General features: G+C 42.0%; 25 protein-coding genes. 21 read left to right on the top strand and 4 right to left on the bottom strand.

Features of this window, described 5'->3' with window-relative positions; genetic code table 11:
• Positions 1 to 70 precede the first annotated feature (70 nt).
• Positions 71 to 916 carry a protein-glutamine gamma-glutamyltransferase gene (locus J2Z20_RS05140; RefSeq protein ID WP_209846029.1) on the bottom strand — a complete coding sequence of 282 codons (846 nt, stop codon included), beginning with the start codon at positions 914 to 916 and terminating at the stop codon, positions 71 to 73.
• A gap of 166 nt (positions 917 to 1082) precedes the next feature.
• Between J2Z20_RS05140 and J2Z20_RS05135 the strand changes: the two genes are divergently transcribed.
• The 5 genes from J2Z20_RS05135 to J2Z20_RS05115 all read left to right on the top strand — a co-directional run bounded on the left by J2Z20_RS05135 (position 1083) and on the right by J2Z20_RS05115 (position 4346).
• Positions 1083 to 1409: an ArsR/SmtB family transcription factor gene (locus J2Z20_RS05135; protein WP_209847310.1), complete on the top strand. Its 327-nt coding sequence runs from the start codon at positions 1083 to 1085 to the stop codon at positions 1407 to 1409.
• A 20-nt stretch (positions 1410 to 1429) separates the two neighbouring features.
• Entirely contained in the window at positions 1430 to 2365 is a 936-nt protein-coding gene (locus tag J2Z20_RS05130; protein WP_209846024.1) for an NAD-dependent epimerase/dehydratase family protein, read from the top strand.
• A 49-nt stretch (positions 2366 to 2414) separates the two neighbouring features.
• Entirely contained in the window at positions 2415 to 2759 is a 345-nt protein-coding gene (locus J2Z20_RS05125; protein WP_209846021.1) for a YojF family protein, read from the top strand.
• A gap of 24 nt (positions 2760 to 2783) precedes the next feature.
• Entirely contained in the window at positions 2784 to 3440 is a 657-nt protein-coding gene (gene bshB2 / locus J2Z20_RS05120) for a bacillithiol biosynthesis deacetylase BshB2 (RefSeq protein WP_209846018.1), read from the top strand.
• 96 nt (positions 3441 to 3536) lie between these two features.
• On the top strand, positions 3537 to 4346 hold the full coding sequence (locus J2Z20_RS05115) for an alpha/beta fold hydrolase (RefSeq protein ID WP_209845999.1): 810 nt from the start codon (positions 3537 to 3539) through the stop codon (positions 4344 to 4346).
• Positions 4347 to 4692: 346 nt separating this feature from the next.
• Here the strand turns inward: J2Z20_RS05115 and J2Z20_RS05110 are convergent, their stop codons facing one another.
• Positions 4693 to 5226: a hypothetical protein gene (locus J2Z20_RS05110; RefSeq protein WP_209845996.1), complete on the bottom strand. Its 534-nt coding sequence runs from the start codon at positions 5224 to 5226 to the stop codon at positions 4693 to 4695.
• 180 nt (positions 5227 to 5406) lie between these two features.
• On the opposite strand from J2Z20_RS05110, the gene J2Z20_RS05105 reads away from it, so the two are divergent.
• From J2Z20_RS05105 to J2Z20_RS05085, 5 genes are read left to right on the top strand one after another with little or no spacing between them, the layout of a single operon-like run.
• Complete coding sequence (locus tag J2Z20_RS05105) at positions 5407 to 6624, top strand: threonine synthase (RefSeq protein ID WP_209845993.1); 1218 nt, start codon at positions 5407 to 5409, stop codon at positions 6622 to 6624.
• Between the two features lie 34 nt (positions 6625 to 6658).
• Positions 6659 to 7324: an amino acid ABC transporter permease gene (locus tag J2Z20_RS05100; RefSeq protein ID WP_209845990.1), complete on the top strand. Its 666-nt coding sequence runs from the start codon at positions 6659 to 6661 to the stop codon at positions 7322 to 7324.
• Positions 7305 to 7973 (top strand): amino acid ABC transporter permease, encoded by a 669-nt coding sequence (locus J2Z20_RS05095; protein ID WP_209845987.1) that lies wholly within the window; start codon positions 7305 to 7307, stop codon positions 7971 to 7973. Before J2Z20_RS05100 ends, J2Z20_RS05095 begins: the two co-directional genes overlap by 20 nt.
• 44 nt (positions 7974 to 8017) lie before the next feature.
• A complete protein-coding gene (locus J2Z20_RS05090) occupies positions 8018 to 8785 on the top strand; it encodes an amino acid ABC transporter ATP-binding protein (protein ID WP_209845984.1) in 768 nt (255 codons plus the stop codon).
• Positions 8782 to 9639: a transporter substrate-binding domain-containing protein gene (locus J2Z20_RS05085; RefSeq protein ID WP_209845981.1), complete on the top strand. Its 858-nt coding sequence runs from the start codon at positions 8782 to 8784 to the stop codon at positions 9637 to 9639. The genes J2Z20_RS05090 and J2Z20_RS05085 overlap by 4 nt, the downstream gene beginning before the upstream one ends.
• Before the next feature lie 320 nt (positions 9640 to 9959).
• On the opposite strand, the gene J2Z20_RS05080 is transcribed toward J2Z20_RS05085, so the two are convergent.
• Complete coding sequence (locus J2Z20_RS05080; protein ID WP_209845978.1) at positions 9960 to 10562, bottom strand: DedA family protein; 603 nt, start codon at positions 10560 to 10562, stop codon at positions 9960 to 9962.
• 185 nt (positions 10563 to 10747) lie between these two features.
• Between J2Z20_RS05080 and J2Z20_RS18330 the strand changes: the two genes are divergently transcribed.
• The 8 genes from J2Z20_RS18330 to J2Z20_RS05040 all read left to right on the top strand — a co-directional run bounded on the left by J2Z20_RS18330 (position 10748) and on the right by J2Z20_RS05040 (position 17254).
• Positions 10748 to 10933, top strand: a complete 186-nt coding sequence (locus tag J2Z20_RS18330; RefSeq protein ID WP_415640001.1) for a DUF2975 domain-containing protein — start codon at positions 10748 to 10750, stop codon at positions 10931 to 10933.
• 201 nt (positions 10934 to 11134) lie between these two features.
• A complete protein-coding gene (locus J2Z20_RS05070; RefSeq protein WP_209845974.1) occupies positions 11135 to 11587 on the top strand; it encodes a hypothetical protein in 453 nt (150 codons plus the stop codon).
• A 99-nt stretch (positions 11588 to 11686) separates the two neighbouring features.
• Complete coding sequence (locus tag J2Z20_RS05065; protein WP_209845969.1) at positions 11687 to 12586, top strand: hypothetical protein; 900 nt, start codon at positions 11687 to 11689, stop codon at positions 12584 to 12586.
• Positions 12587 to 12776: 190 nt separating this feature from the next.
• Positions 12777 to 13658, top strand: a complete 882-nt coding sequence (locus tag J2Z20_RS05060) for a DMT family transporter (RefSeq protein ID WP_209845966.1) — start codon at positions 12777 to 12779, stop codon at positions 13656 to 13658.
• Positions 13659 to 13835: 177 nt separating this feature from the next.
• Complete coding sequence (locus J2Z20_RS05055; protein ID WP_209845963.1) at positions 13836 to 15356, top strand: MDR family MFS transporter; 1521 nt, start codon at positions 13836 to 13838, stop codon at positions 15354 to 15356.
• Positions 15357 to 15359: 3 nt separating this feature from the next.
• A complete protein-coding gene (locus tag J2Z20_RS05050) occupies positions 15360 to 15971 on the top strand; it encodes a PadR family transcriptional regulator (protein WP_209845959.1) in 612 nt (203 codons plus the stop codon).
• Positions 15972 to 16097: 126 nt separating this feature from the next.
• Complete coding sequence (locus J2Z20_RS05045; RefSeq protein WP_209845956.1) at positions 16098 to 16712, top strand: nitroreductase family protein; 615 nt, start codon at positions 16098 to 16100, stop codon at positions 16710 to 16712.
• A gap of 155 nt (positions 16713 to 16867) precedes the next feature.
• The gene (locus J2Z20_RS05040) at positions 16868 to 17254 is read left to right on the top strand and encodes a hypothetical protein (RefSeq protein ID WP_209845953.1); all 387 of its coding nucleotides are present in this window, start codon (positions 16868 to 16870) and stop codon (positions 17252 to 17254) included.
• Here the strand turns inward: J2Z20_RS05040 and J2Z20_RS05035 are convergent.
• Entirely contained in the window at positions 17247 to 17987 is a 741-nt protein-coding gene (locus J2Z20_RS05035; RefSeq protein ID WP_209845948.1) for a class I SAM-dependent methyltransferase, read from the bottom strand. The genes J2Z20_RS05040 and J2Z20_RS05035 overlap by 8 nt on opposite strands.
• Positions 17988 to 18140: 153 nt before the next feature.
• Between J2Z20_RS05035 and J2Z20_RS05030 the strand changes: the two genes are divergently transcribed.
• The 3 genes from J2Z20_RS05030 to J2Z20_RS05020 all read left to right on the top strand — a co-directional run bounded on the left by J2Z20_RS05030 (position 18141) and on the right by J2Z20_RS05020 (position 23438).
• Positions 18141 to 18467, top strand: coding sequence for a hypothetical protein (locus tag J2Z20_RS05030; protein WP_209845945.1), 327 nt, complete (start codon positions 18141 to 18143; stop codon positions 18465 to 18467).
• 179 nt (positions 18468 to 18646) lie between these two features.
• Positions 18647 to 20164, top strand: a complete 1518-nt coding sequence (locus J2Z20_RS05025) for an acyl-CoA synthetase (protein WP_209845943.1) — start codon at positions 18647 to 18649, stop codon at positions 20162 to 20164.
• 28 nt (positions 20165 to 20192) lie between these two features.
• Positions 20193 to 23438 (top strand): AfsR/SARP family transcriptional regulator, encoded by a 3246-nt coding sequence (locus tag J2Z20_RS05020; RefSeq protein ID WP_209845940.1) that lies wholly within the window; start codon positions 20193 to 20195, stop codon positions 23436 to 23438.
• Positions 23439 to 23468: the final 30 nt, after the last annotated feature.

The raw sequence follows: 23468 nt of genomic DNA, 5'->3' as shown, positions 1-23468 counted from the left end.
GCGGATCGCCGGTAGCATTCGCAATGCTGGAATCTGGCAATGCTATAGGCAACATTGTACTGGAACATTTCTAAGCGGAAAATAACTGATCTCGAATAAATCTCTGTCCGCCTATTCTGGCGTAAATGTACGGTGACCTTGTGCTGATCTGCTCGTCAGCAGATACGCTCGTAATAGCTGCTCCTGATGCAAATTTGGATATATATAGAAAATCGGGGTGGATCACTTGATCGGTCAAATAGGCAGAAGTAGTACTAAATGGTAACCGAAATCGGTTCAATGTAAATAGGATTCCTTCCTTCGATCTGATTCCGATTCCATGGCCATAGTACAAATTGTCTGCTACTTTCACGGCATTTTCCCCTCGCCACTGCGGCGTTTCAGGGTTAAATTCAGGGTTTTTAAAATATAAAACATCTCCGGGATATGCATGTTCACTTCCCTGTTCCTGAATGAGGCGGAGATCGCTGTCATAGTGCCAATCGTATAATAACAAATTCGCGAAAATTCGATTGAACTCGGTTTCCTGAATAGAATCAAGAACTCCTCTATAGAGCACAATGACGACAGCCGTCGCACATTCAAAGCCATACATTCTGCCGTTCACGAATATATCCCTTATTCCTGCTGCAGGAGTGATCCCCTCCTTAAGGCGAAAGCCTCCTTCAGCCGTCAAATTCCAAAATTGCTCATTACAGCGTGCATTTTTGAAAGTAGTAAATCTTACTCCACTCTCGTTTAATCCTTTTGCTGCTTCAACGATATTGCTCCGGAGCTTCATCTCAAAATTCAAATGCTCTACAGAATTGTAACTGTATGTGATCGGGCTATTCCGTTTCTGTTCGTAAATAGACTGCGCGAGCTGAGACCAAGTAGAAGTATCGACAGTTCTTTCTACGCCACCGATTAATATCATCTTTCCATTCCCTCCCATGAAAAATGTGTAGACGTAATTACCACATTGTATGTTTATCATAGGCATCCGGTGTGGAATATGTTCAATAAATCTAAAGCTTGCCAAATGAAATCATGTATTATATAGTCTATATGTTTAAAAGTTTAAACATATAGAGGTGATCGTTATCGAAAACCGTGAATGCTCGAATAAAGAGCTCATACTTCAAAAATTCAAATTAAGTACACCCATATTTCAGGCTTTAGGCGACGTAAATCGTCAACAAATCATCGCGCTGCTCTTAGAACAAACCAGTCTGAATGTAAATCAAATTACAGAACGAATGGACATTTCGAGACCAGCTATTTCTCATCATTTGAAAATATTAAGACAAGCAAATCTAATAGAATTCAAAAAAAACGGCACAGAGAAATACTATTGCTTAAGTACGAATATTAGAGATTCGTTACAGCTCATTAAGGATTTAATCGTTACGGTTGAAGAAAGTAATTAATGGATCAAGGGGTGAAAGGTATGAAGGCAATCGTTTTTGGAGCGAGCGGATTTATAGGCGGGCACGTAGTTGAACAATTACATTTAGCTGGACACGAAGTAACGGCAGCCCTGCGAAGCACGAGCAATGTAACTTTTCTAGAGAGTTTAGGAGTCAACGTCATTAGAATCGATTACTCAAACCGAACTGCTATTGAAAATGTAATTAGAGGACATGAGGTCGTGTATAACTGCACGGCGGATGCGAAGCTAAACACGCAAATTAGCCTTGATGCTGAAGTCGAGATTAAACTGACAAGAACACTCGTTGAAGCTGCTACCGAACAGGGGGCGAGCAAATTTATACAGCTAAGCACTGTTGTCATTTACGATTTTCGTCGTGATGAACCTATTGATGAGTCTTATATTTCCGAGCCCGAATTTCTCATTCAACGGCTAGGGATAGAAAGGGAAAGAATCGTCCAAGAGGTTGGAAAAAGGGCGGGGATACGTACTACTATTTTACGTCCTGCAAGTACGATAGGGGCCCGAGACATTTCATCCTTTTTTGCCAGAATGTTAGCAGCGCATAAGCTTGACCGATATCCGATGATTGGGGGCGGTTCGACTAAAGTATCACTCGTTGATACACGTGATATTGGCCGGGCAATGGTTTGGTTAGGGACTCATCAACAACAGGAAGATGATCATGGCATTTACTTATTGAAAGGATTCGACACGACTTGGTTTGAACTAAAGAAAGAAATTGACCGTGCAACAGGCAGAATAGCCGCAACAATCAATGTGCCTGCTGATTTAACCGATGAGCAAATGACTTCATATAATGTATCTCCATTCGCGCTAAAAACTTTTACGACAAACCGAATTTGGGATGACTCCAAAATTAGAAAACTAGGCTTTAACACTAAATATTCGCTCACCGATTCAGTGGAAACCGCACTTTGCGGATTACAATAATGTATGCTACGATACGGAAGCACTGTATGATAAATGGAGGAATGGAAGAATGGAACTTATTAAGCCGGAAGTAGTTCAACGTGTCCTCGATTTAATGAAGGAACAGGATTTATATATTCATCTTGAAATGACGAATGGCGCATACGCTGCTCATTTGGATAAATCTAAGATCGCAGCAGCGACTTTTATACGAAATGGAGTCATCCGTTACTCCCACGGATCGATCGCAGGCAAAGGGCCTTACCGAGTCGGCTTGAAATTAGAGCATGGTTGGGTATATTCAGAAGGTCTCACTCACTATGATGAGACAGAGACAGAGCGATTGATCTTAGCTGGCCATGACAACGACGGCAAGCTATTAGTATCTTTGCAATTAAGCCGCGAGCCATTTTAAACAAGAGAGAAGGTGACCATTCAAATGGAACGACATATACTTGTTGTGCTTCCGCATCCGGATGATGAATCATTTGGCATTTCAGGTACGCTTGCTAAGCATATTCAGAGCGGAACGCCAGTAACATACGCATGTTTGACGTTAGGACAAATGGGACGCAATATGGGTAACCCGATTTTTGCAAACCGCGAGACGCTTCCTTATATACGGAAGAGAGAGCTGGAAGAGTCATGCCGAATTATTGGCATACAAGATTTACGTCTTATGGGGCTTCATGATAAGACCATTGAATTTGAAGATAAGGACAAAATGACGAAGCTCATTGGTGACCTTATTACCGAACTAAATCCATCGCTAATCATTACGTTCTACCCTGGCTACAGCGTTCATCCCGATCACGATGCAACAGGAGCTGCTGTCATTCGTACGGTTCAGAAGCTGCCTAAGGATAAACGACCAACAGTACACTGCATAGCCTTCTCACAAGGGTGTGAACAAGAGATCGGAGCACCGGATGTATTTAATGACGTAAGAGAATTTGTAGATAAGAAAATGGGATCCATACAAGCGCACCGTTCACAGTGGCAATTAAAAACGATACTGGGGGGCAAATCTCCTCAGAGTAAAGAAGTTCAAGAAAGATTCGGCAAAGAACGTTTTTGGACGTATCGATTTGATTAGACAAATTCCTTAGAGCCCAATTCTTACATATTATGATATCAGGCGCTGCTTACAGAGTATGGCGTTTAATATGATCTATATTATTTTGGAGGAAATATGGGCTGCTATATTCGCGTTGAACAGAATGTTAATGTGTACGTGGAGGATTTAGATCCAGGGAACGGTAAACCGATTGTTTTCATTCACGGCTGGCCGGTTAATCATAAAATATTCGAGTACCAGTTCAATCGACTTCCTATAATGGGTTATCGATGCATTGGCATTGATTTGCGAGGGTTCGGTAAATCGGATCGTCCATGGACGGGATATTCATACAACCGGCTGGCAGATGATATTCGTGTTATCATTGATACTCTTGGACTTCAGAATATTACTTTACTCGGTCACTCCATGGGTGGTGCCATTTCCATAAGGTATATGGCAAGACATGCGGGGTATCAAGTCTCGAAACTAGCTTTAGTAGGAGCTGCGGCACCCGTCTACACAAGACGCCCTGATTTTCCGTATGGACGAACGAAAGAGGAAGCAAATAAATTGATTGAAGGTACCTACAATGATCGCCCAAAAATGTTAGAGGACCTTGGAGACTTGTACTTTGAGCGTTATATTACGGGAAGTTTTAAAAAATGGTTCCAAGGGCTTGGAATGGAAGCGTCTGGACATTCATCAGCTATGGCTATGATGTCGCTACGAGATGAAGATTTACGTCCAGATTTGCCGAAGATTCATGTACCTACAGCCATCTTCCACGGTGTGCAAGACAAAAGATGCCCATTCGTATTAGCCGAATTAATGCATGCCGGAATCACGGGGTCTGAACTTATACCGTTTCAATATAGCGGTCATGGAATATTCTATTGTGAGAAAGATAAGTTTAATCGTGAACTTGTTCGTTTCATAGGATAACTCTTGTTTTAATTATTCTATATAGAACTGTAAGGAGAATTCCTTGCAGTTTTTTTTGCGTTACATCCAAAGTTGGAAGTTACAGGAAGCTTAAGATAAGGTACAAAAAGAAATATACGACAAAATTAAAGTAGAGTAGCAGAGGAATCGGGTTTATGCCGACATAGACCCATTTTTTTCATTTTGAAGCGGCCAAAATCGAGCCCGTCGTGTTCTTCTTCATCTTTCAAAAATATATTATTCATGGATTAAATCTAGGCGGGGTTAAAGGATAATAGAAGGGAGAAGGAGACCGTTCGGACAAACGCGCGGGTCTCCTTTTTTGTATCATTTGACACTAAAAAGATTATAAAACATCAGATTCTAGACTATCCATAGACTCAAGCAAATGCTCCAGTAGAGATTCAATATCGTCAATATGACTCTCGTCTATTTTAGTTCGAAACGTCAGCAAGATGCGATAAATTCCTTCATCAAATTGAGCGGCACTCTCATCCGTCTCTAAACCAATCGTTCGTTCGTGCTTGATATACACGGAATCGCTCCAAATCGTAGTAAGTCGTTCATGAAAGGTATGGAAGTGGGTCGACTGTTTATCAGGCAACTGAAACATAAATTGCAGCCTAACACCCGGTGCTTCGTCTGCAATTCTAATCCCTCCTAGTTCACCTGCAAAGTCAGCCAATCCGCTAGTTATTCTTACTTCTACACGGCAGTTGCCTCCCGGTCTATGAATTCTCATGAGGAACATTCGCTCGAAGCTCGCTAGATCTATTTGGTCTTTACGATCGATGACGAGTACTTCTCCTTCACGATCCAAATCATATATACTGCCTTCAAAAACAACCTTCAGGTTGTCAAAAATCGTTGGGTCGAACATGACACAGCCTCCAATATGAACTCGAAACAAATCATTAATATATTTTACTATACTAAGAATCAATTTAAAAATATACCATAAAACACATAATTCCGAGTTGACAAGTAAGAATAACTAGGAATAAAATGATGACAAGTTTACTAACTCGTTTACATCACATTAGAAAGCAGGTAATCATTTATGACATTCAGCTATATATCTCACTTGGATTGTCCATCATGCGGAAATAGATACGATTCAAATCAAGTACAGCAATTGTGTTCCTGTGGTTCTCCACTGCTTGTAAGATATAAATTAGATGAGTTAAAAGAAAACGTCAGCAGAGAATCTATAAATGGACGAAATGCGGATTTGTGGCGCTATCACGAGCTTCTTCCGGTCAATGATCCTAATAATGTCGTAAGTTTAGGGGAAGGGATGACACCTCTTCTTGAGTTGCCTAGACTTGGTGAGGAATATGGGATTTCTCACTTATATATGAAAGACGAGAGTTTAGTACCGAGCGGAAGTTTTAAAGCAAGAGGAGCCGCCGTTGGTATTTCGAAAGCTAAAGAGCTAGGTGTGCGTGCATTCGCGATGCCGACCAACGGTAATGCTGGAGCTGCCTGGGCACTATATGCTGCGAGAGCAGGCATTGAGGCAACGATTGTCATGCCAATAGATGCCCCTTCCATTACACGCAGTGAAGTGGCCTTGTCGGGAGCGGAATTGTATTTAGTTAATGGTTTAATTAGTGACGCAGGGAAAATAGTAGCGCAAAAAGTGAAAGATGACGGTGTCTACGATGCTTCGACATTGAAAGAACCGTACCGGATTGAAGGGAAGAAAACGATGGGCATCGAGATCGCAGAGCAGCTTGGTTGGGAAATGCCAGATGTTATTCTCTATCCAACCGGGGGCGGTGTTGGCCTAATTGGAATTCATAAAGCGCTTCTCGAGCTTAAGGAAATCGGATGGGTTACAGGTAAGCTTCCTCGGCTTGTGGCGGTACAAGCTGAAAATTGCGCGCCAATTGTTAAGGCTTGGGAGGAGAAGAAGGAGCGTTCTGAATTTTGGGACAATTCAACGACGATTGCTTTCGGTATTAATGTTCCCAAAGCACTTGGTGACTTTTTAGTACTTCGGGCTATCTACGAGACGGAAGGAGCTGCAGTAGCTGTCTCCGATGAGGAGCTTCTCACAGAACAGCGTAATGCGGCACGTACGGAAGGGGTATTTATTTGTCCTGAAGGTGCTGCAGCTTTCGCCGCAGTTCGTCGCCTCAAACAAACTGGATGGATTAAGGTAAATGAGAAAGTGGTTGTCCTTAACACAGGAGCTGGAATTAAATATCCCGAGACTGCACAGGTAGAGGTTCCTGTGTTAGAGATTGGTGACCGCCTTTCAACTAGCAAGTGATATTCAATAATTGGTTAAATGGGAGAGTAATTTCATGCAACTCGATACGGATTTTATGACCCGGCATATCCCGGATTTTGTCCACGCTGCTGGGCTGAGCTTGAGTATTGGGGGGATTGCCATCCTCCTGTCTTTATCCGTGGCATGTATCTATTCGGCGATCTTGTTTTTTCAAGTGCCGATTCTCAAGGGATTTGTGAGGGCACATGTGGAAGTGGCGCGTAATACACCGCTGCTTATTCAACTCTTTTTCTTATATTATGGGTTACCTTCAATAGGAATCAAACTTTCTTCGATGACAGTCGTGTTCATTGCAATGACGTTTCTTGGGGGAGGATATTTTACTGAGGTGTTTCGCTCAGGGCTGGACGCGGTGACCAAGACTCAAGCAGAGTCAGGACTCGCTCTAGGTTTATCGAGAATGCAATTATTTCGGTATGTGATTATGCCGCAAGCTTTTCGAATCTCTATTCCGGCTCTGTTCGCCAACTTTATTTTTCTATTGAAAGAAACGACGATCGTATCTGCGGTAGCAGTTCCGGAGCTGCTTTATACCACAACGAGCTACATTTCGTTATATTACAAAACGTATGAAATGCTGCTCATGATGACGATTTGTTATTTGATCATCTTCTTACCTCTTTCTTTTCTGCTAAGCTGCATCGAAAGGAGGTACCAATATGGAACGCACGGGCATTGATTTGTTAATACACAGTCTTCCGGAGCTTGGTAAGGGCGTTGTACAGACGGTACTGATTTCGCTTTACACCATTATTTTCAGCTTAGCGGGCGGCATTATGTTTGGAGCTTTGCGTACATCACGTCTATGGTGGCTTCGTTTCTTGACCCGCAGCTATTTGGAATTATTTCGGAGTATACCGATTTTAGTATGGTTGTTCTTCTTCTTTTTCGGTCTGCCTATCTTTTTTGGAATTAACGTGCCTGCCTTTACGTCTGCAGTGTTAGTGCTGTCTCTATGGGGAATCTCTGAAATTGGCGAGGTCGTTCGAGGGGCTCTTCAATCATTACCGAAGGGACAGACGGAAGCCGGGAAATCGATAGGTCTCAACACTTTTCAATTATTCAGATATGTACTGTTGCCGCAAGCGGTTCGGCGAATGATTCCGCCAACGATCAGCGTGTTCACACGAATTATTATGACTAGTTCATTAACTGTACTGGTTGGGGTTACGGAAATGATTAAGTCAGGACAACAGGTCATTGAGCGCAACTATACATATGGTCATGCCGCCATTATTATTTACGGAGCGTTATTCGTCTTCTATTTCCTAATTTGCTATCCATTGTCGGCTTATTCTCGGCGTCTGGAAAGAAGATGGACTCAGTAAGAGAGTCAAAAACCGTCGTTTGTTATAGAGAGGAGCGCAGTACGATGACGGAAGCTTTAGTTAAACTTCAGAACCTGAAGAAGGCTTTTGATAAACATACGGTATTAAACGGAATTAATTTAGAGGTAGCCAAGGGTGAAGTAGTAGTCATACTCGGACCTAGCGGCTGCGGCAAAAGTACCTTGTTGCGATGTATTAATGGACTCGAAATCGTGCAAGGGGGCAACATCATTTTTCAAGGAAAGGATATCACATCGGACAAAAAATCATGGCAGCAGGTACGCCAGAGCATCGGAATGGTGTTCCAAAGCTATCACTTGTTTCCACATATGACGGTAATGGAAAACATTCTGCTCGGTCCGCTCAAAGTACAGAAACGCTCTAAAGCAGAAGCGACGGCAGATGCTGAAAGATTGCTTGACAGAGTGGGGCTGCTTTCGAAGAAGGATGCTTACCCGCGTCAGTTATCTGGCGGGCAACAACAGCGGATCGCGATCGTTCGAGCACTCTGTATGTATCCGGAGGTGATGCTATTTGACGAGGTGACTGCAGCGCTTGACCCTGAAATGGTCAAAGAGGTACTGGATGTCATGCTTGATCTGGCAAAACAGGGGATGACGATGCTTATCGTGACTCACGAGATGAATTTTGCTCGTGCGGTAGCTGATCGAATTATTTTTATGGATCAAGGAGAAATTCGTGAAATGGCGAGTCCAGACGAATTTTTTACGAATCCGCAAAGTGAAAGAGCTCAGCAGTTTTTGAATCAATTTTTTGAAGTAGAGACCGGAAAAGGGAGAGATGGGAAATGAAGAAGAAGAAGTTGGGAACTTTGATTTTATCCGCACTGCTGTTAATCGGAGTATTGGCTGGTTGCGGAAATAGCGCAGATGGAGGGAATAAATCGGCTGCTGGCAGCTTAGATGCCATTAAGAAACGCGGTAAATTGATTGTTGGCGTATTCTCGGATAAGCCGCCGTTTGGGTTCACAGATGAGAAGGGGAATTACATCGGGTTTGATAATGACCTCGCGAAGAGATTTGCGAAAGATCTGCTTGGAGACGAGTCGAAAGTAGAATTCGTTCCTGTTGAACCAGCCAGCCGCATTCCATACTTACAAAGTGATAAGGTCGATTTGATTTTGGCGAATATGACTGTAACCGATGCGCGTAAAGAACAAGTAGATTTTACAAATCCAACGATGAAAGTGGCTACGCAAGTACTCGTATCTGATAAAAGCGGGATTAAAACACTGGACGATTTAAAGGGTAAGAAAATCATCGTAACGAAAGGAACGACTGCAGATATTTACCTTACCGAGCATCGTAAAGACGTAGAATTGATAAAATACGATAAAAATACAGAATCGCTTCAAGCTCTTAAAGATGGACGCGGCGACGGTTATGCGCAAGATAATTTCATTCTAATTAGCTGGGCGAAAGATAATCCGGGATTTCATCTGATTGATGAGAAGTTAGAGAAGGAAGCACCGATTGCGCCAGCAGTGAAGAAAGGCAACACTGAGCTTAGAGATTGGGTCAATAAAGAGCTTCAAACACTAGGTAAAGAGCATTATTTAATTGAACTTTACAATAAATATGTGAAGGATGCGCTTGGCGCAGATACCGATCCATACGAAGTGATCACAGAAGATGGGAAAATTTAATAATCTGTTATCTTTCATTCATTAATAGAAGGCAGCTGGGAACAGAATATGTTCTTAGCTGTATTTTGTTGGAATTCAGGCGATGTTTCTTTTAAATGGAGAGAAAATAAGGATTTCGATTGGCTGCAAAGTCTTGGCAAGGTGTTCATCGTATTCGATCAGCTAGATTCGGGAATATTCTGTACGATTTACAATGGGAGCTTGGGCGAAGGCTCGGAAGCAATGATAAACTAAAAAATCCATAACTAATCCCGGAGAGTGGAGGTTAGTAATGGATTATTGTTCTGATATGTATTTGAGATGGTTCATTTCCAAGATCTTTATAATGTTGCCTTCGGTTTCTTGAAGTTGAAATAGACAACAGCACCGATGGCAACAATAACACACAGAATAAGTACATATAGACCGTATCGATGAATGTATTCTCTTCCCAAGTACCATTTTTCTCCTAGAACATGTCCAAGTGAAATAAAGGTAATACCCCATACCAAGGCTCCGGAATAAGCGTACAACATGAATTTACGGAAATCTAAACTTGATATCCCTGCCATATAAGCAGTTAGATGTCTTACCCCTGGAATGAAATAACCGACGAATAATAAAATATTTCCATATTTCTCGAACAGATTATGAGTGCGTTCAATTTTTTCATGGGTGATGCGAATTTTCGGACCGAATCTTTTAAGAAAAGGGAGTCCTAATTTAGCGCCAATGATGTAGCTAATCGTTATTCCCGTCATTGCTCCTAATATTGCACTTATGTATGCGAGTGGATACGAAACTCTTCCTAGATAAACATTGTAACCAACATATGTCATCAGCAGTTCGTCTGGTACTGGTAAGCCTACAATGCCTAGAGCTAAAGCAGTAAAAATGCCAATATATCCGTATTTTGTAATTAGCTCGCTTAAAAAATGTTCCATTCCATATTCCTCGATTCAAAGGTCTAATAATCCTTATTATTATCATGTTACGAATAAAATTGCAAACTAACAATGCTGATGTTTTATATCGTTAACGATGGTGAACCGTAATTGCATTTATTACACTGCCGCTTATAGTCGACAAATATACAGCGATAAATCATGTGAGCACATCCAATCTACTAATGATAGAAATCTTTTTATATTTAACTGCAATCCCATTTCTGATTCTACTCGTAAAGGCTAGGAAGCTCAGCAAGAACATTTTAGATAATAACCCGTTTTGTGAAAGCAGCATTAAATCATTACATATTATCAGCATTTGTGCTTTCACCGATTTTCTGCTTTACGCATCCGGTACTTCAGAGTAAATGTAGATGTTCTTCTTGCTAAACGTAAAATGGGTGCGTCGGAGTTCGTTTTGTATGCTTGGGCTGTTTGCTTTATTTGTTCGATCATTGCATTAGCTTTTATCCAATTATTTATCAAGAAGATTAAATTTGAACGAACATAAGAGTTGAATACATTATTATAGATATAATCAAATAATCTAATTTTGGAGGCTTAAGCAGATGGATAATCAAATGTTCAGACACTTTCTGGCTGCACTGTCCTATCGAACGACGAAGGCCATTAAAGGCGCCCCGGACCACTATCCTAGCATGAATATTGGCAAAGAGGTACGTCAGCCCGTAGAAATACTTAACCATATGACGTTTCTAATGGCCTACGTCATTAGTTGTTACAAAGAATATTCTTTAGACGAGTTTAGAAATCTTCACAGTTGGAATTCAGAAGTCGAACGTTTCTATGACACATTGGAACAGCTGGATCAGGTGCTAGAGGAAGGAACTCTTCCGATGAAAAGAACAGTCCAGCAACTGCTGCATGGGCCATTAGCGGATGCGATGACACATGTGGGTCAGCTTACTTTGCTCCGCAGACTAGCGGATTCACCTGTTGAGTATGAGAACTATATGAATGCTGAAATTCATGCCGGTCAGATACGACCAAATCAAAAATAAATACATAACCCAGTTTCCCATACATGGAGAACTGGGCTATTTTTATTTGTAACTTTTTCTTATACTTCCTCGTTTAGGAAGATAGGAGGTGCTTACACCATGAAAATAAATAAGAAAACACTGAGCATAGCGGCAGTAATCATATTGGCGATTTCCATAACTGCGTGTTCCAAAGACGAGAAGCCCGAGGTAAAAACGACTCCAAGCAATAATGTCATTGAGGACAATAACACTGCCAAAGATAATGGGCAAAACAATGAGCAGGACAATCAGCAACAACAACCTGAAGAAACGAAAAGTGAAATAAAACAAGGTAGCGGCATATATGTAGGACAAATCGACAGTCATTCCATTGAGATCCAAACATCAGAAGGATCGACGGCATTTCAACTGGAAGGGGAGACCGTAGATTTAAGTAACATTAAAGAGAAGGACAACGTTCAATTCGAATACTACGAGAAAACAACGACCTCAGGCGTAAATACGGTTAAGCAGCTGTTTATTACAAAAATTGAAAAACAAGCCGCTGATCAACAATCAATGAGTCTGCCTAAAACAATGGATATTAAGCTGACAATCGAAGGAAATGAAGAGACAAGAGAAGCTAAACTTGCTGAAAGTAACGACTATTACCTTTACGTGTTACCCGGCTTCACATTTAAAGAAGATAAGCTGATGATGAATTACGACAACAATTATTATGCGGAACTAGAACTTCTTCCAAAAGATTACGATCTTGATACACTTAAAAAGGATGCTGAAAGTACTTTAAAGAAAGTCGGAGAAGTACATGAACTTAAAGGTGTGGAAATAATGCAATCCATGCGTGATGCTAAATTGTTCCTGCTGGCGAGTTCAACGAAGTTGACCAAAGAAGTGATCATTAAAGAGTTCAACGGTCGAGCGTTTCGAATTACTGTAAACATGCCAGTAGGAGAAGCTAGTGAAGGATTTGGTCCATCGGCGTTTGCTTCATTAAACACTATTGGAATGAAGTAAGCTTATACGCACTCTATCGCCCAAGAACCTTAGTTCAAATTGTGAGCTAAGGTTGTTGGGGTTGAAATCTTTCATGATATGGATATTTCTGCCCATTAGTGAAAGCGCTTGTGAAAGTTTGTCATTTCCTTTTTCAACAAATAGGTGTATTATCATTAGGTGAATTTGAATCAACAAGGAGAGAAGCATCATGGGAAAACTTTCTCGGACGCAAACGATACTTATGATTGCGTTTTTAGTTATAGTCTGGGGAGTAAACTGGCCCTTATCTAAAATTGCGCTGCAGTACACGCCGCCAGTATTATTTTCAGGAATGAGAACTTTTTTGGGCGGTTTGCTTTTGCTAATTGTGGCTGTACCTAGATTTCAAAAACTGAATCTAAGAGAAACATGGTACATTTATTTACTGTCATCTTTATTTAACGTCGTTTTGTATTACGGTCTTCAAACGATCGGTCTTAGATACTTGCCTGCAGGTCTGTTCTCAGCTATTGTGTTCCTGCAACCGGTACTCGTTGGTCTCTTTTCGTGGATGTGGTTAGAAGAAAAGATGTACGGATTGAAAATCGTGGGACTTATTCTCGGTTTTGCTGGAGTTGGAATTATAAGCAGCAGCGGTGTGTCAGGTCATATTTCTATTCCAGGCATATTGCTTGCTCTCGGTTCCGCACTCAGCTGGGCTTTAGGAACAGTTTATGTTAAGAAAACGAGTGGAATGGTAGACTCGATTTGGCTGGTCACTATTCAGCTAATCGTTGGCGGACTGTTCATGACAATCATCGGTTCCGGTGTGGAGAGCTGGTCTGAAATTAGCTGGAACGCATCATATATTATTTGTTTGCTGTTTATTTCGATATTTGTAATTGCAATCGGCTGGATTGTGTTCTATAAATTGATTGATTCAGGGGAAGCCAGCAAGATTGCTTCTTACACATTTTTAATTCCGCTTGTAGCGATTTTAATCGGGACGATCTTCATGAACGAACCGTTTACGATGACTTTGTTAGTCGGGCTCATATTAATTCTAGTCAGCATCTATTTCGTTAATAGAACGCCAAGAAAACGTGCTTAAATGATAAAGATACAAAGAAGTCCAATTTTTAATTGGGGCTTCTTTTTTTTTGGGCACAAGCAATAATTTGAAAATTTTTCTTGCTAACCTATTCAAATTTGAATAGAATAATGAGTAGTCATAGATATTATTCAAATTTGAGTAACATCTACATAAGAAGGAGAGGGCTAATAACCTATGCATGATAAACAAACAAACATTAAGCTGGTCGTAGCAGGGCTGTTGTTAGGTATTTTAATGGCGGCGATGGATAATACCATAGTTGCTACAGCGATGTACACCATTGTTGAGAAGCTAGGAGGAAGCAAACAGTTCGTCTGGGTAACTTCCGCTTATATGGTTGCAGTGATGGCAGGTACGCCTATTTTCGGTAAACTATCCGATATGTACGGCCGTAAACGTTTCTTTATTTTTGGATTAATTGTGTTTCTTGCAGGTTCTGCGCTGTGCGGCATGGCTAACAGCATCGTAGAGTTAAGTATTTTCCGTGCGATACAAGGAATCGGCGGCGGTGCGCTGATGCCAATTGCTTTTACAATCGTCTATGATGTTTTTCCAGCTGAGCAACGCGGTAAAATGACGGGATTATTCGGTGCCGTATTCGGTACATCTAGTATATTAGGACCACTGCTTGGAGCATACATTACAGATTATATCGGCTGGGAATGGGTGTTCTATGTCAACGTACCTATTGGTATCCTGTCGTTTATTTTCATTACTTTCTACTATAAAGAATCGATGGAGCACAGTAAGCAAAAAATTGACTGGACTGGCGCGATTACACTTGTTGGAGCTGTTGTCAGTCTAATGTTCGCTCTAGAGCTTGGCGGCGAGAAATACGCTTGGGATTCGGCTGTAATTCTTGGATTATTTGCGGCTTTTGCCTTGCTATTCATTGTGTTCTTGTTTGCTGAGACGAAGGCAGCTGAACCGATTTTGTCCTTTAAGATGTTCAAAGATCGGTTATTTGCTTCAAGCAACGCAGTTGCTCTGCTCTACGGCGCTGGTTTTATTGTCGCGACGGTGTACATTCCGATCTTCGTACAAGGGGTTTTCGGGGATTCGGCATCGAACTCAGGTCTTATCCTCATGCCGATGATGCTTGGCAGTGTAGTAGGCAGCCAGCTAGGCGGGTTTTTAACAACAAAAACGTCGTTCCGCAACATTATGACGTTCTCAGCGATTTGTTTCGTTATTGGATTGTTTACCCTTGGAACATTATCACCAGATACAGCTCGAGTACTCGTTACAATATATATGATTTTGACTGGATTCGGAGTTGGATTCTCATTCTCCGTACTCAGCATGGCATCCATTAACAATTTCGATATGCGCCAAAGGGGAGCAGCTACTTCAACCAACTCTTTCCTTCGTTCTTTCGGAATGACTCTTGGTATTACGATTTTCGGTATTATTCAGCGCAATAGTTTTACGAATAAAGCAACTGAATTATTCGGCGGTTCGGCAGCAGCGGTGCAAGGAGCTTCTGATCGAAACTCGTTCATCTCACAAGCAGACCGTGCCAAAATACCTGCAGAGGTGCTTCATAAAATAACAACTGCATTGTCCTCATCGATCGCACATACATTTTTGTGGGCACTCGTGCCAGCTGGTTTAGCTTTGCTCTTCGTATTTGCAATGCCTGGCGATCGCGTGAAAATGCGGAAGAACGCTTCTGCTGCATCTGGGAGATCTTAAATTATGTCCATGAAATTGTGCATTCTGGGACTGTTGCTAGAAGGCGACATGCATCCTTATGAGATGACAATTATGATGAAGGATCGTGCGATGGATTCGCATACGAAGCTTCAAATGGGCTCACTGTATTATGCAGTTGACCAACTGGCCAAAGGAGAGTATATCGAGGCGGTAAAAGTTGTGCGTAGCGGCAATCGTCCCGATAAAACGATCTATCATATAACAGAAAAAGGAAGACAGTTGTTTGAGCAGCTGCTGCTTCAGAAATTTAAAGAAATTGAGCCGGTATACCACCCCATGTATATCGGTCTAGCTTTTGCACGTCATGGAGATCAAGAGAAAATTGCAAAAATATTAGAAAATCGCATCCGTGAGGTGGAGCACCGTGTCAATTTGGCATATGAAGTATATGAAGAGCATATTAAAACAGTACCGCGAAGTGCTCTACATATTATGATTGGCATGTACGAACATGCAAAAGCAGAGCTTATTTGGCTTAAAAGGCTGTATGCCGACGTTCGTGAAGGTAAAATGGGTCAAGTGGGACTTCCTCTCGACTTGGAAGAAGAGAAAGACAAAGAAACCAAAAATTTTCCAACTAAATTTCCAAAATAGAGAGCTTCTTCTAAGGAAGAATTCAGACTCGCGCACATCGCGGGTCTTTATTTTATATATTTGCTAACGAATATACAGTGTGATATATTAAAATTTGTAAATTCCAACTAGAAAGGTGTGCATTTAATGAGTATGTTGAATTCTGTCCTCGAAAAACTCACTGATGAGGTCCAAGCTAACCGGAAATCAGAAAATCCTGTTTCTCCATTGTTCCTGAATCGATGGTCACCTCGTGCTTACTCAAGTCAAAAAGTATCCGATTCAGATTTGAATACGATTCTTGAATCCGCTCATTGGGCACCCTCTTCTTTTAACGATCAGCCGTGGCGTTTTATTGTTGCCAAAACAGAAGAACAGTTACAAGTTTTTCACAGTTTTCTTGGTGATTTTAATAAAATGTGGGCTACCAAAGCTCCTGTGCTCGTTTTGGTTGCTTCTGACAAACTAAGAGAGAATGGCGATCCTAACGGGGCGCATGCATTTGATGCAGGAACAGCTTGGGGCTTCATGGCTTTACAGGCCAAAATGCTAGGATTGTCCACACATGCAATCGGTGGTTTTGACCGAGATAAAGCGCGTGAGCTGCTGAACATTCCAGATCATATTGAACTTCATGCTGTCATCTCGATTGGCTATCAAGGTGATAAGAGCGATCTTCCTGCTGGACTTCAAGAACGCGAAATCCCAAGCGGCCGCAAACCGCTGAATAAAGTTGTTTTTGAAGGAAAATTTAATTCATAATAAGGTTATACATAAAGCTGCCTGAGATCATATCTCATGGCAGCTTTTTCAATGATATGTCCTACAAGAAAGAATGGAGTTCCAAACGTACAAGCGTGCAATGAAATAAGCGCATATGATTCTGTAAACGCAAATTTATGGTTGGAGGGATCAAGATGGTAAAAAAGCGCGTACCGGAGCCCGTTGAATCAGAATGGATTGGCCAGTGGGTCTGTGTGGTACTTCATGACGGAAGCTATTACGTAGGGAAAGTAGCTGACATTAATAATGGAGAGGTAGTCCTTCACGGCGTGAGAGGCGATGGAGCAATGCAGGAAGGAAAGGAACCAGAACGAGCTCAGGTCAGTGGGTTTCTAGGATCTTTATTCGGCTTCGGAGGAAATAGCAGTGGATCATTCAATTCGTTTCCTAATGGTTCGTCTGCGTATAATGGGGGTTCTGGATCGGGCGGCATGAATTGGGGTAGAATTTTCCCAGCTATCCGAATCGGATTTAACGTGATGCAGACGATGATGCCGCTTCTAGGGAAATTTATTATATAGCAACTATTTTTTTTTGCCCAATAAAAACAGCATACGATAAATAATCGGAAAATTGAGTAATAAATGCTTCATTTTTTTCAAAGAAGTGAGGTAGTGAGGGATCAAGAAGAACATCAAAGTCGATGATTTGAAGCGGGTCTATCGTTCTGTTTTGATTTTTAGTTTCAAATAGACTACGAGAACCTTGCGGAGGATTCCATACCTTTAGATCTACAAATCCAGCAGAAGTAATAAATTGTTTCCATTCGCCGTAAGTTGGCAAATAGGTATTACCATACAGCTCACTCATTTTAGCGATTAGCTCGGGGTGACGCTTCTCCTGATACAATTCCCGATCATATAACCATCCTCCATGAGACAATACTCGATAATATTGTTTTAGAGCCGCCTCTGCATCATTAAATATGGTTACAGATTCAACAAATACGACATCAAATTGGTTATCTTCAAATGATAACGAAGTGGCGTCTTCTACTTTGAAATTGACATGGACACCAAGCATTTCGGATCGTTTTTTTGCCTTTTCGAGCATCGTTTTATTACGATCAACAGCTGTAACATTATAGCCCAGCTGGGCTAGATGGCAGGCAGTTTTCCCTGTTCCGCAGCCGATTTCTAGTATATGTGCTTCTATCGGAATGTCATAATCCTGAAGCAGTAACAGGGTGCTTTCGAATCCGCCCGGGTGTGCCGCACCTTCTCCGATGGCAGCAACAATGTCATCATACTTCAACTTTCAATGCACCTCCAATTATTAAATGTATCATTAAAAATTGTGCACATGGGTAATCTTCCGTAAAATTCAAAACCCAGGTACATGTATATATGACGAACCGCTATCTAAACGAATAATATAAATAGATTACTTTAGAAGGGAGGAATTGGAGTGGAGTTCATCAATCCGATTTCAGCAGATGGCTGTAGACCATATATCGGGCGTCCAGTATGTGCAGTATTATATGACGGTACACAAGTGGTTGGCACAGTTAGGGATGCAACTAATGATGGATTATTCTTTGATAATCCATATGCAGGGGCAACAGTCTTATCTTTACAGCCGGCTAAAGCAAAAAAACAAATGATCGAACAAATGAACAAGGCCAAAACTTCTGCCTTTGGTTATGGTTATCCATATGGATATGGATATGGATATGGGTCATTGGCTTGGGCGTCAATTGCTTTGTTATTCCTCATTCCGTTTCTATTTATATAACTCAACTCAAGGGGCTTTATGTCAATGAGGTTCTAAGAGCTGATTCTAGAGTCGGCAAGCATGATTGGATGCTTGCTGGCTCTATCTTTTGTTCATGAATCATGCTGTGTAACTTAAATGTAACCGCTTTAATGTTAACTGAAAGTACGTATAAGGAAGAGCATGATGGAGGGATATGTATGGATAACACGGTGAATTGGTTTGAGAAACGATGTCGGTTGAATCCGAGTCACATTGCTGTCGTAGATGGACAAACCGGAGAGAGATGGACCTATCGTGACATGGATAGACGCTTTCTAAGCATTGCTGCATATTTGCAAAGTCAAGGCGTCGAGAAAGGAGATAGAGTAGCCTTATTATCTCCCAATGACGTCTGTTATTTTGATATGCTATTCGCTTGCGCCAAGTTAGGTGCGATCTTCGTTCCGCTAAATTGGCGGCTTGCAGCACCCGAGCTGGATTATATCATACATAACTGCGATCCTAAAGTTATTGCTGTTCATCCAGACTTGGACGAAATAAACGGAAATGTGCTCACGAAAGTTCAAGAGAGTCATTTCAAACTTATGAAAGCAGCAGGCAAGGAGTACGATGACATCATTAGGATGACTGCAGCTCCAACCTCGAATCCTGCACTGAAAATGGACGATCCACTCTCGATCATCTATACGGGCGGCACCACAGGTAAACCGAAGGGGGTTGTGTTATCTCATGCCTCTATGTTCTGGAATGCCATAAATACGGTTGTTAGTTGGAATTTAACATCAAGAGACATCACGCCTACATATATGCCTATGTTCCATACAGGCGGATTAAATGCGTTGTCTTTGCCTATTCTTCAAATCGGCGGGACGGTTATCGTCTGTAAGTCATTTCGTCCTGAGACGTTCGTCGAGATCGTCCGCCGTGAACGTTGCACGCTCGTGCTTCTTGTTCCGACGATGTATCACATGCTTACACAATCCGAAGTGTTTGCTGAAGCTTCTTTTCCAACCATGCACACATTCCTGTCTGGCGGTGCACCATGTCCGCATACAATTTATGAAGCTTTTGCCTCGAAAGGACTTGCATTTAAAGAAGGATATGGGATGACGGAAGCAGGACCTAACAATTTCTTCATTGATCCTTCGGAAGCGGCTAAACATGTAGGCTCAGTCGGTATGCCGATGATGCTGAATGATATTAAGATTGTTAATAATCACGGGGAGACAGCGGTCGTTGGTGAAGTAGGGGAAATTTTATTGAAGGGTGGCCACTTATTTCACTCCTATTGGAATCTGCCTAAAGAGACAGAAGAAGCCTTCTCGGACAGATGGTTTCATACAGGAGATTTGGGAAGAAGGGATGACGAAGGATTCTTTTACATTATGGGTCGTAAAAAAGATATGATTATTACCGGCGGAGAAAACGTATATCCACTTGAAGTCGAGCACTTGCTTCAGCAGCATCCATATATAGAAGAGGCGGCGGTAGTGGGCATTCCAGACGAAAAATGGGGAGAGCAGGTAATAGCTGTACTCGTACTTAAAAGCGGAGCTCATCTCGATGAAGAAACCCTAAAGCAATATTGCGCTGCATCGATTGGAAAATATAAAATACCAAAGCGTTTCGTCTTCGCAGAAGAACTGCCAAAAACAGCTGTTGGCAAAATCGATAAAATTCGCATCATTCATGATCATAGTTATGGTAAAATATAGGAAATAAATCATCACGGGAGCGTTGCCGATGAAGAACAACAAATTCATCTTGAAGACGAAATTAACGCCGCCGCAATTGAAAACGCAAATATTACACAAAGCTGAGTTGACGAAGAAATTGAAACGAATGAAACAGTATAAAATGACGCTCGTTCATTCGGGTCCGGGATATGGTAAAAGTACCGCTCTTGCTTCTTATTTGCATTCTGAACCGGGTGATTTTAGTTGGTATTCTGCCGGCACGCATGACGATGATTTAATTCCATTTGTTCATTATCTGATTTGCTCACTTCGCTCAATCCAACCGACATTTGGTGCGGAATTGCTTGACATAATCTCCGATGAGGAGCCTTACACTCGAAGCAATGACATTTTGAATCTCTGTGAGACTTTTATCAACGAGCTTTTGCTGCTGCCCGAAGGCAGCCTGCTTGTTATCGATGATTATCATTTAGTAGGATCGTCAGATGCTATTAACACCTTTATGAACTACTTGATTCAGCATTTGCCAGGTGGATTCCATTTGGTAGTAGTCAGCCGTACAGGTCCGGGTTGGGATTATTTAACCACATTAAAAGTACGGGGAGATCTTCTTGAACTGGATGAAAAAGATTTATCCTTTTCGGCAGAAGAAATAGAAGTTCTATTTACGGATTACTATGAATACGAACTCAAGCCGGAAGAAGCGATTCAAATATACAATGTTACAGAAGGCTGGGTGATTGCGGTTCAGCTCATTTGGCAACGATTAATGCTTGATGGAAGTGACGTAGCAACCGTTCTGTCGAATTATTCAGATACAATGGGCGATTTATTTCGATTTTTAGCTATGGAAGTGCTGATGAAACAGACATCGAGTATACAGCATTTTCTAGAGCGAACGAGTGTTTTAGAGGATTTGAATGCTGATGTATGCAACTATTTGCTGTCAACTCAAGATTCTCAGGACATAATTGATGTGATTACCACGCATAATCTGTTCATCGTGAACCTAGGTGAGGGCTACTATCGATACCATGGACTGTTTCGGGATTTTCTGTTAAGTCAGTTAGCTCGCAAAAATGAATTATTTGTTGAACTGAACCGAAAGGCTGCAGAGTATTATGTTATGAAAAATGCTGAACTGCAAGCATTATCCCACCTCGAAACAATTGAGGAGTGGGAGCGGTATTCTGAATTGCTGCAAAATTTCGGAAAAATGATGCTGGAAAAGGGTCAGCTCGAAGGATTGCTTGAGAAAATTAATCGCTTGCCAAAAGAGTATAAAGACCGCAGTTATTTACTGTGGATTTATGAAGGAGACATCTATCGCTATCGTTCAGCTTATGACCTGGCTCTCGAATGTTATGTGAGAGGTGAGAAACTAGCAAATGCTGCAAGAGACTCACTAAGTCACAGCTTCGGGCTTGAGGGTCAGGCGAGAATTTATCTAGACACGATACAGCCTGGTAAAGCAGAAGCGTTATTGACGCAAGCGATCGACTTGCTCGAGAGCCTGGACGATTGTGAACAAGAGCATTTGATTAGACAATACAGCCTAATGGCAGAAAATTTAATTAATTTGGGGCGTGCTGTTGATGCTGAGGTGTGGTATGAGCGATGCCGCAGTCTGCAGCACGACTTTCAAGAAGAGTTACTTGAAGCCAGACTTCATCTTCGAACTGGAAGACTTAAGCAATCGAAAAAAATAATTGAACTTATTAAAAGCACTGAATCGTTACAGGGTGAACATATGTTACCTCGTTCTCATCGGGAAGCCGATATACTTCTCTCCCTAATCGAGGCAATGCTTGGTGAGCCTGAGGAAGCAAAACGTCTAGCACAGCAAGGTATGCTGCAAGGCATTCAGCTGAAGGCTCCTTTTGTAGAAGCATGCGGGTGGATGAGGCTCGGACATGCGGCGCAGCTGCTTCCGAAGTATGATTTTTCGGTAGCGCTTACTTGCTATCAGACAGCACTGGACATTATGGAGCGGCTTAACGTATCGAGAGGAAGAGCTGAGCCTTTAATGGGACTCGGACTTCTCTATGCCCGGGAGGGTCTGCATGATACGGCGAATCAGTATAGTGCAGAAGCATTAGCTGAAACGGAGAAGGTGAAGGATGAATGGCTGTCCACTTTAATTCGTTTAGGAATAGGCATTTCTTTTTACTATGAAGAAGAGTATGGCAAAGCAGGCGTGTTCTTTGCTGAATGTTACGAGCGGTTTATGCAGTGCGGAGACAGCTACGGACTTACGGTAACACTTCTCTGGCAAGCATTGCTTGCCTATCATGAAGAAAGGCGAGACGATTTCCTGGTCTACATGGAACGCTTCTTAAAGCAGGCACAGACTGGACAGTACGATTTCCTGATACAAAAAAGAACGCTGTTCGGACCTCGTAATATTGAGCAGTTGGCGCCGCTTCTTATCGAGGCTCAAAAACAGGATATTCAATCTCATTATGTGAACGTCCTGCTCACCAAGCTCGGTTTGGAGCAGCTAACCTATCACCCTGGTTATACACTTCGTATTGAAACACTAGGTGATTTTAAAGTGTGGCTCGGAAATAAGCCTATCGTTGAGAAAAATTGGCAGCGCGGTAAAGCGAAGGAGCTGTTCCAATTGCTCGTCAACAAAAGAGATCAGCTTGTTCCGAAAGAAGAGATTATCACTCTACTATTCGGAGAACTTCTTGAAAAAGCCGCTAACCGGGATTTTAAGGTCGCCTTAAACGCTTTAAATACAACGCTAGAGCCGCAGCGGCGAGCCAGGTCAACGCCGTTCTTTATTCAAAGACATGGTAGCGCTTATGGACTAAATCTTGCTTCCGGTCTAGAACTCGATGTGATCGAATTTGAAAGCTGGATTCGCAGCGGTCTTGAGGAGAAGGATACTCAGAAAGCGATTCATTCTCTTGAGAGAGGACTTGCCCTTTATAAAGGGGATTATATGCCGGATCGGCGGTATGAGGACTGGAGCATAGAAGAGCGAGAGCGTCTTCAGGTGTTGTATCTACGCGGTGCCGAGCGGCTAGTTCATTATTATTGGGAGCAGAAGCGGTGCGAAGAAGCGGTTCATTACTGTGAACAAATACTCGAGAAGGATGCGTGCTGGGAAGAAGCATATCGTCTTTTGATGCTATGTCATTGTGCGCTGGGTAACCGTAATTTGGCTATTAAGTGGTACCAGAAATGCGTACGTGTACTGGAACGTGAGCTGGGCGTCAAGCCAATGACAACGACGACACAACTCTACGAATCTCTGCTCGCTTCAGATGTAACTCATTTGTAACCATCCTCTCTTATGATAAAGCCATCTTGT

Source organism: Paenibacillus sediminis (assembly GCF_017873765.1).
In the GTDB taxonomy this organism is placed as follows: Bacteria; Bacillota; Bacilli; order Paenibacillales; family Paenibacillaceae; genus Paenibacillus_AG; species Paenibacillus_AG sediminis.
Note: the sequence above shows the minus strand (reverse complement) of the source record. Positions and strands in the feature narration are given on the sequence as shown.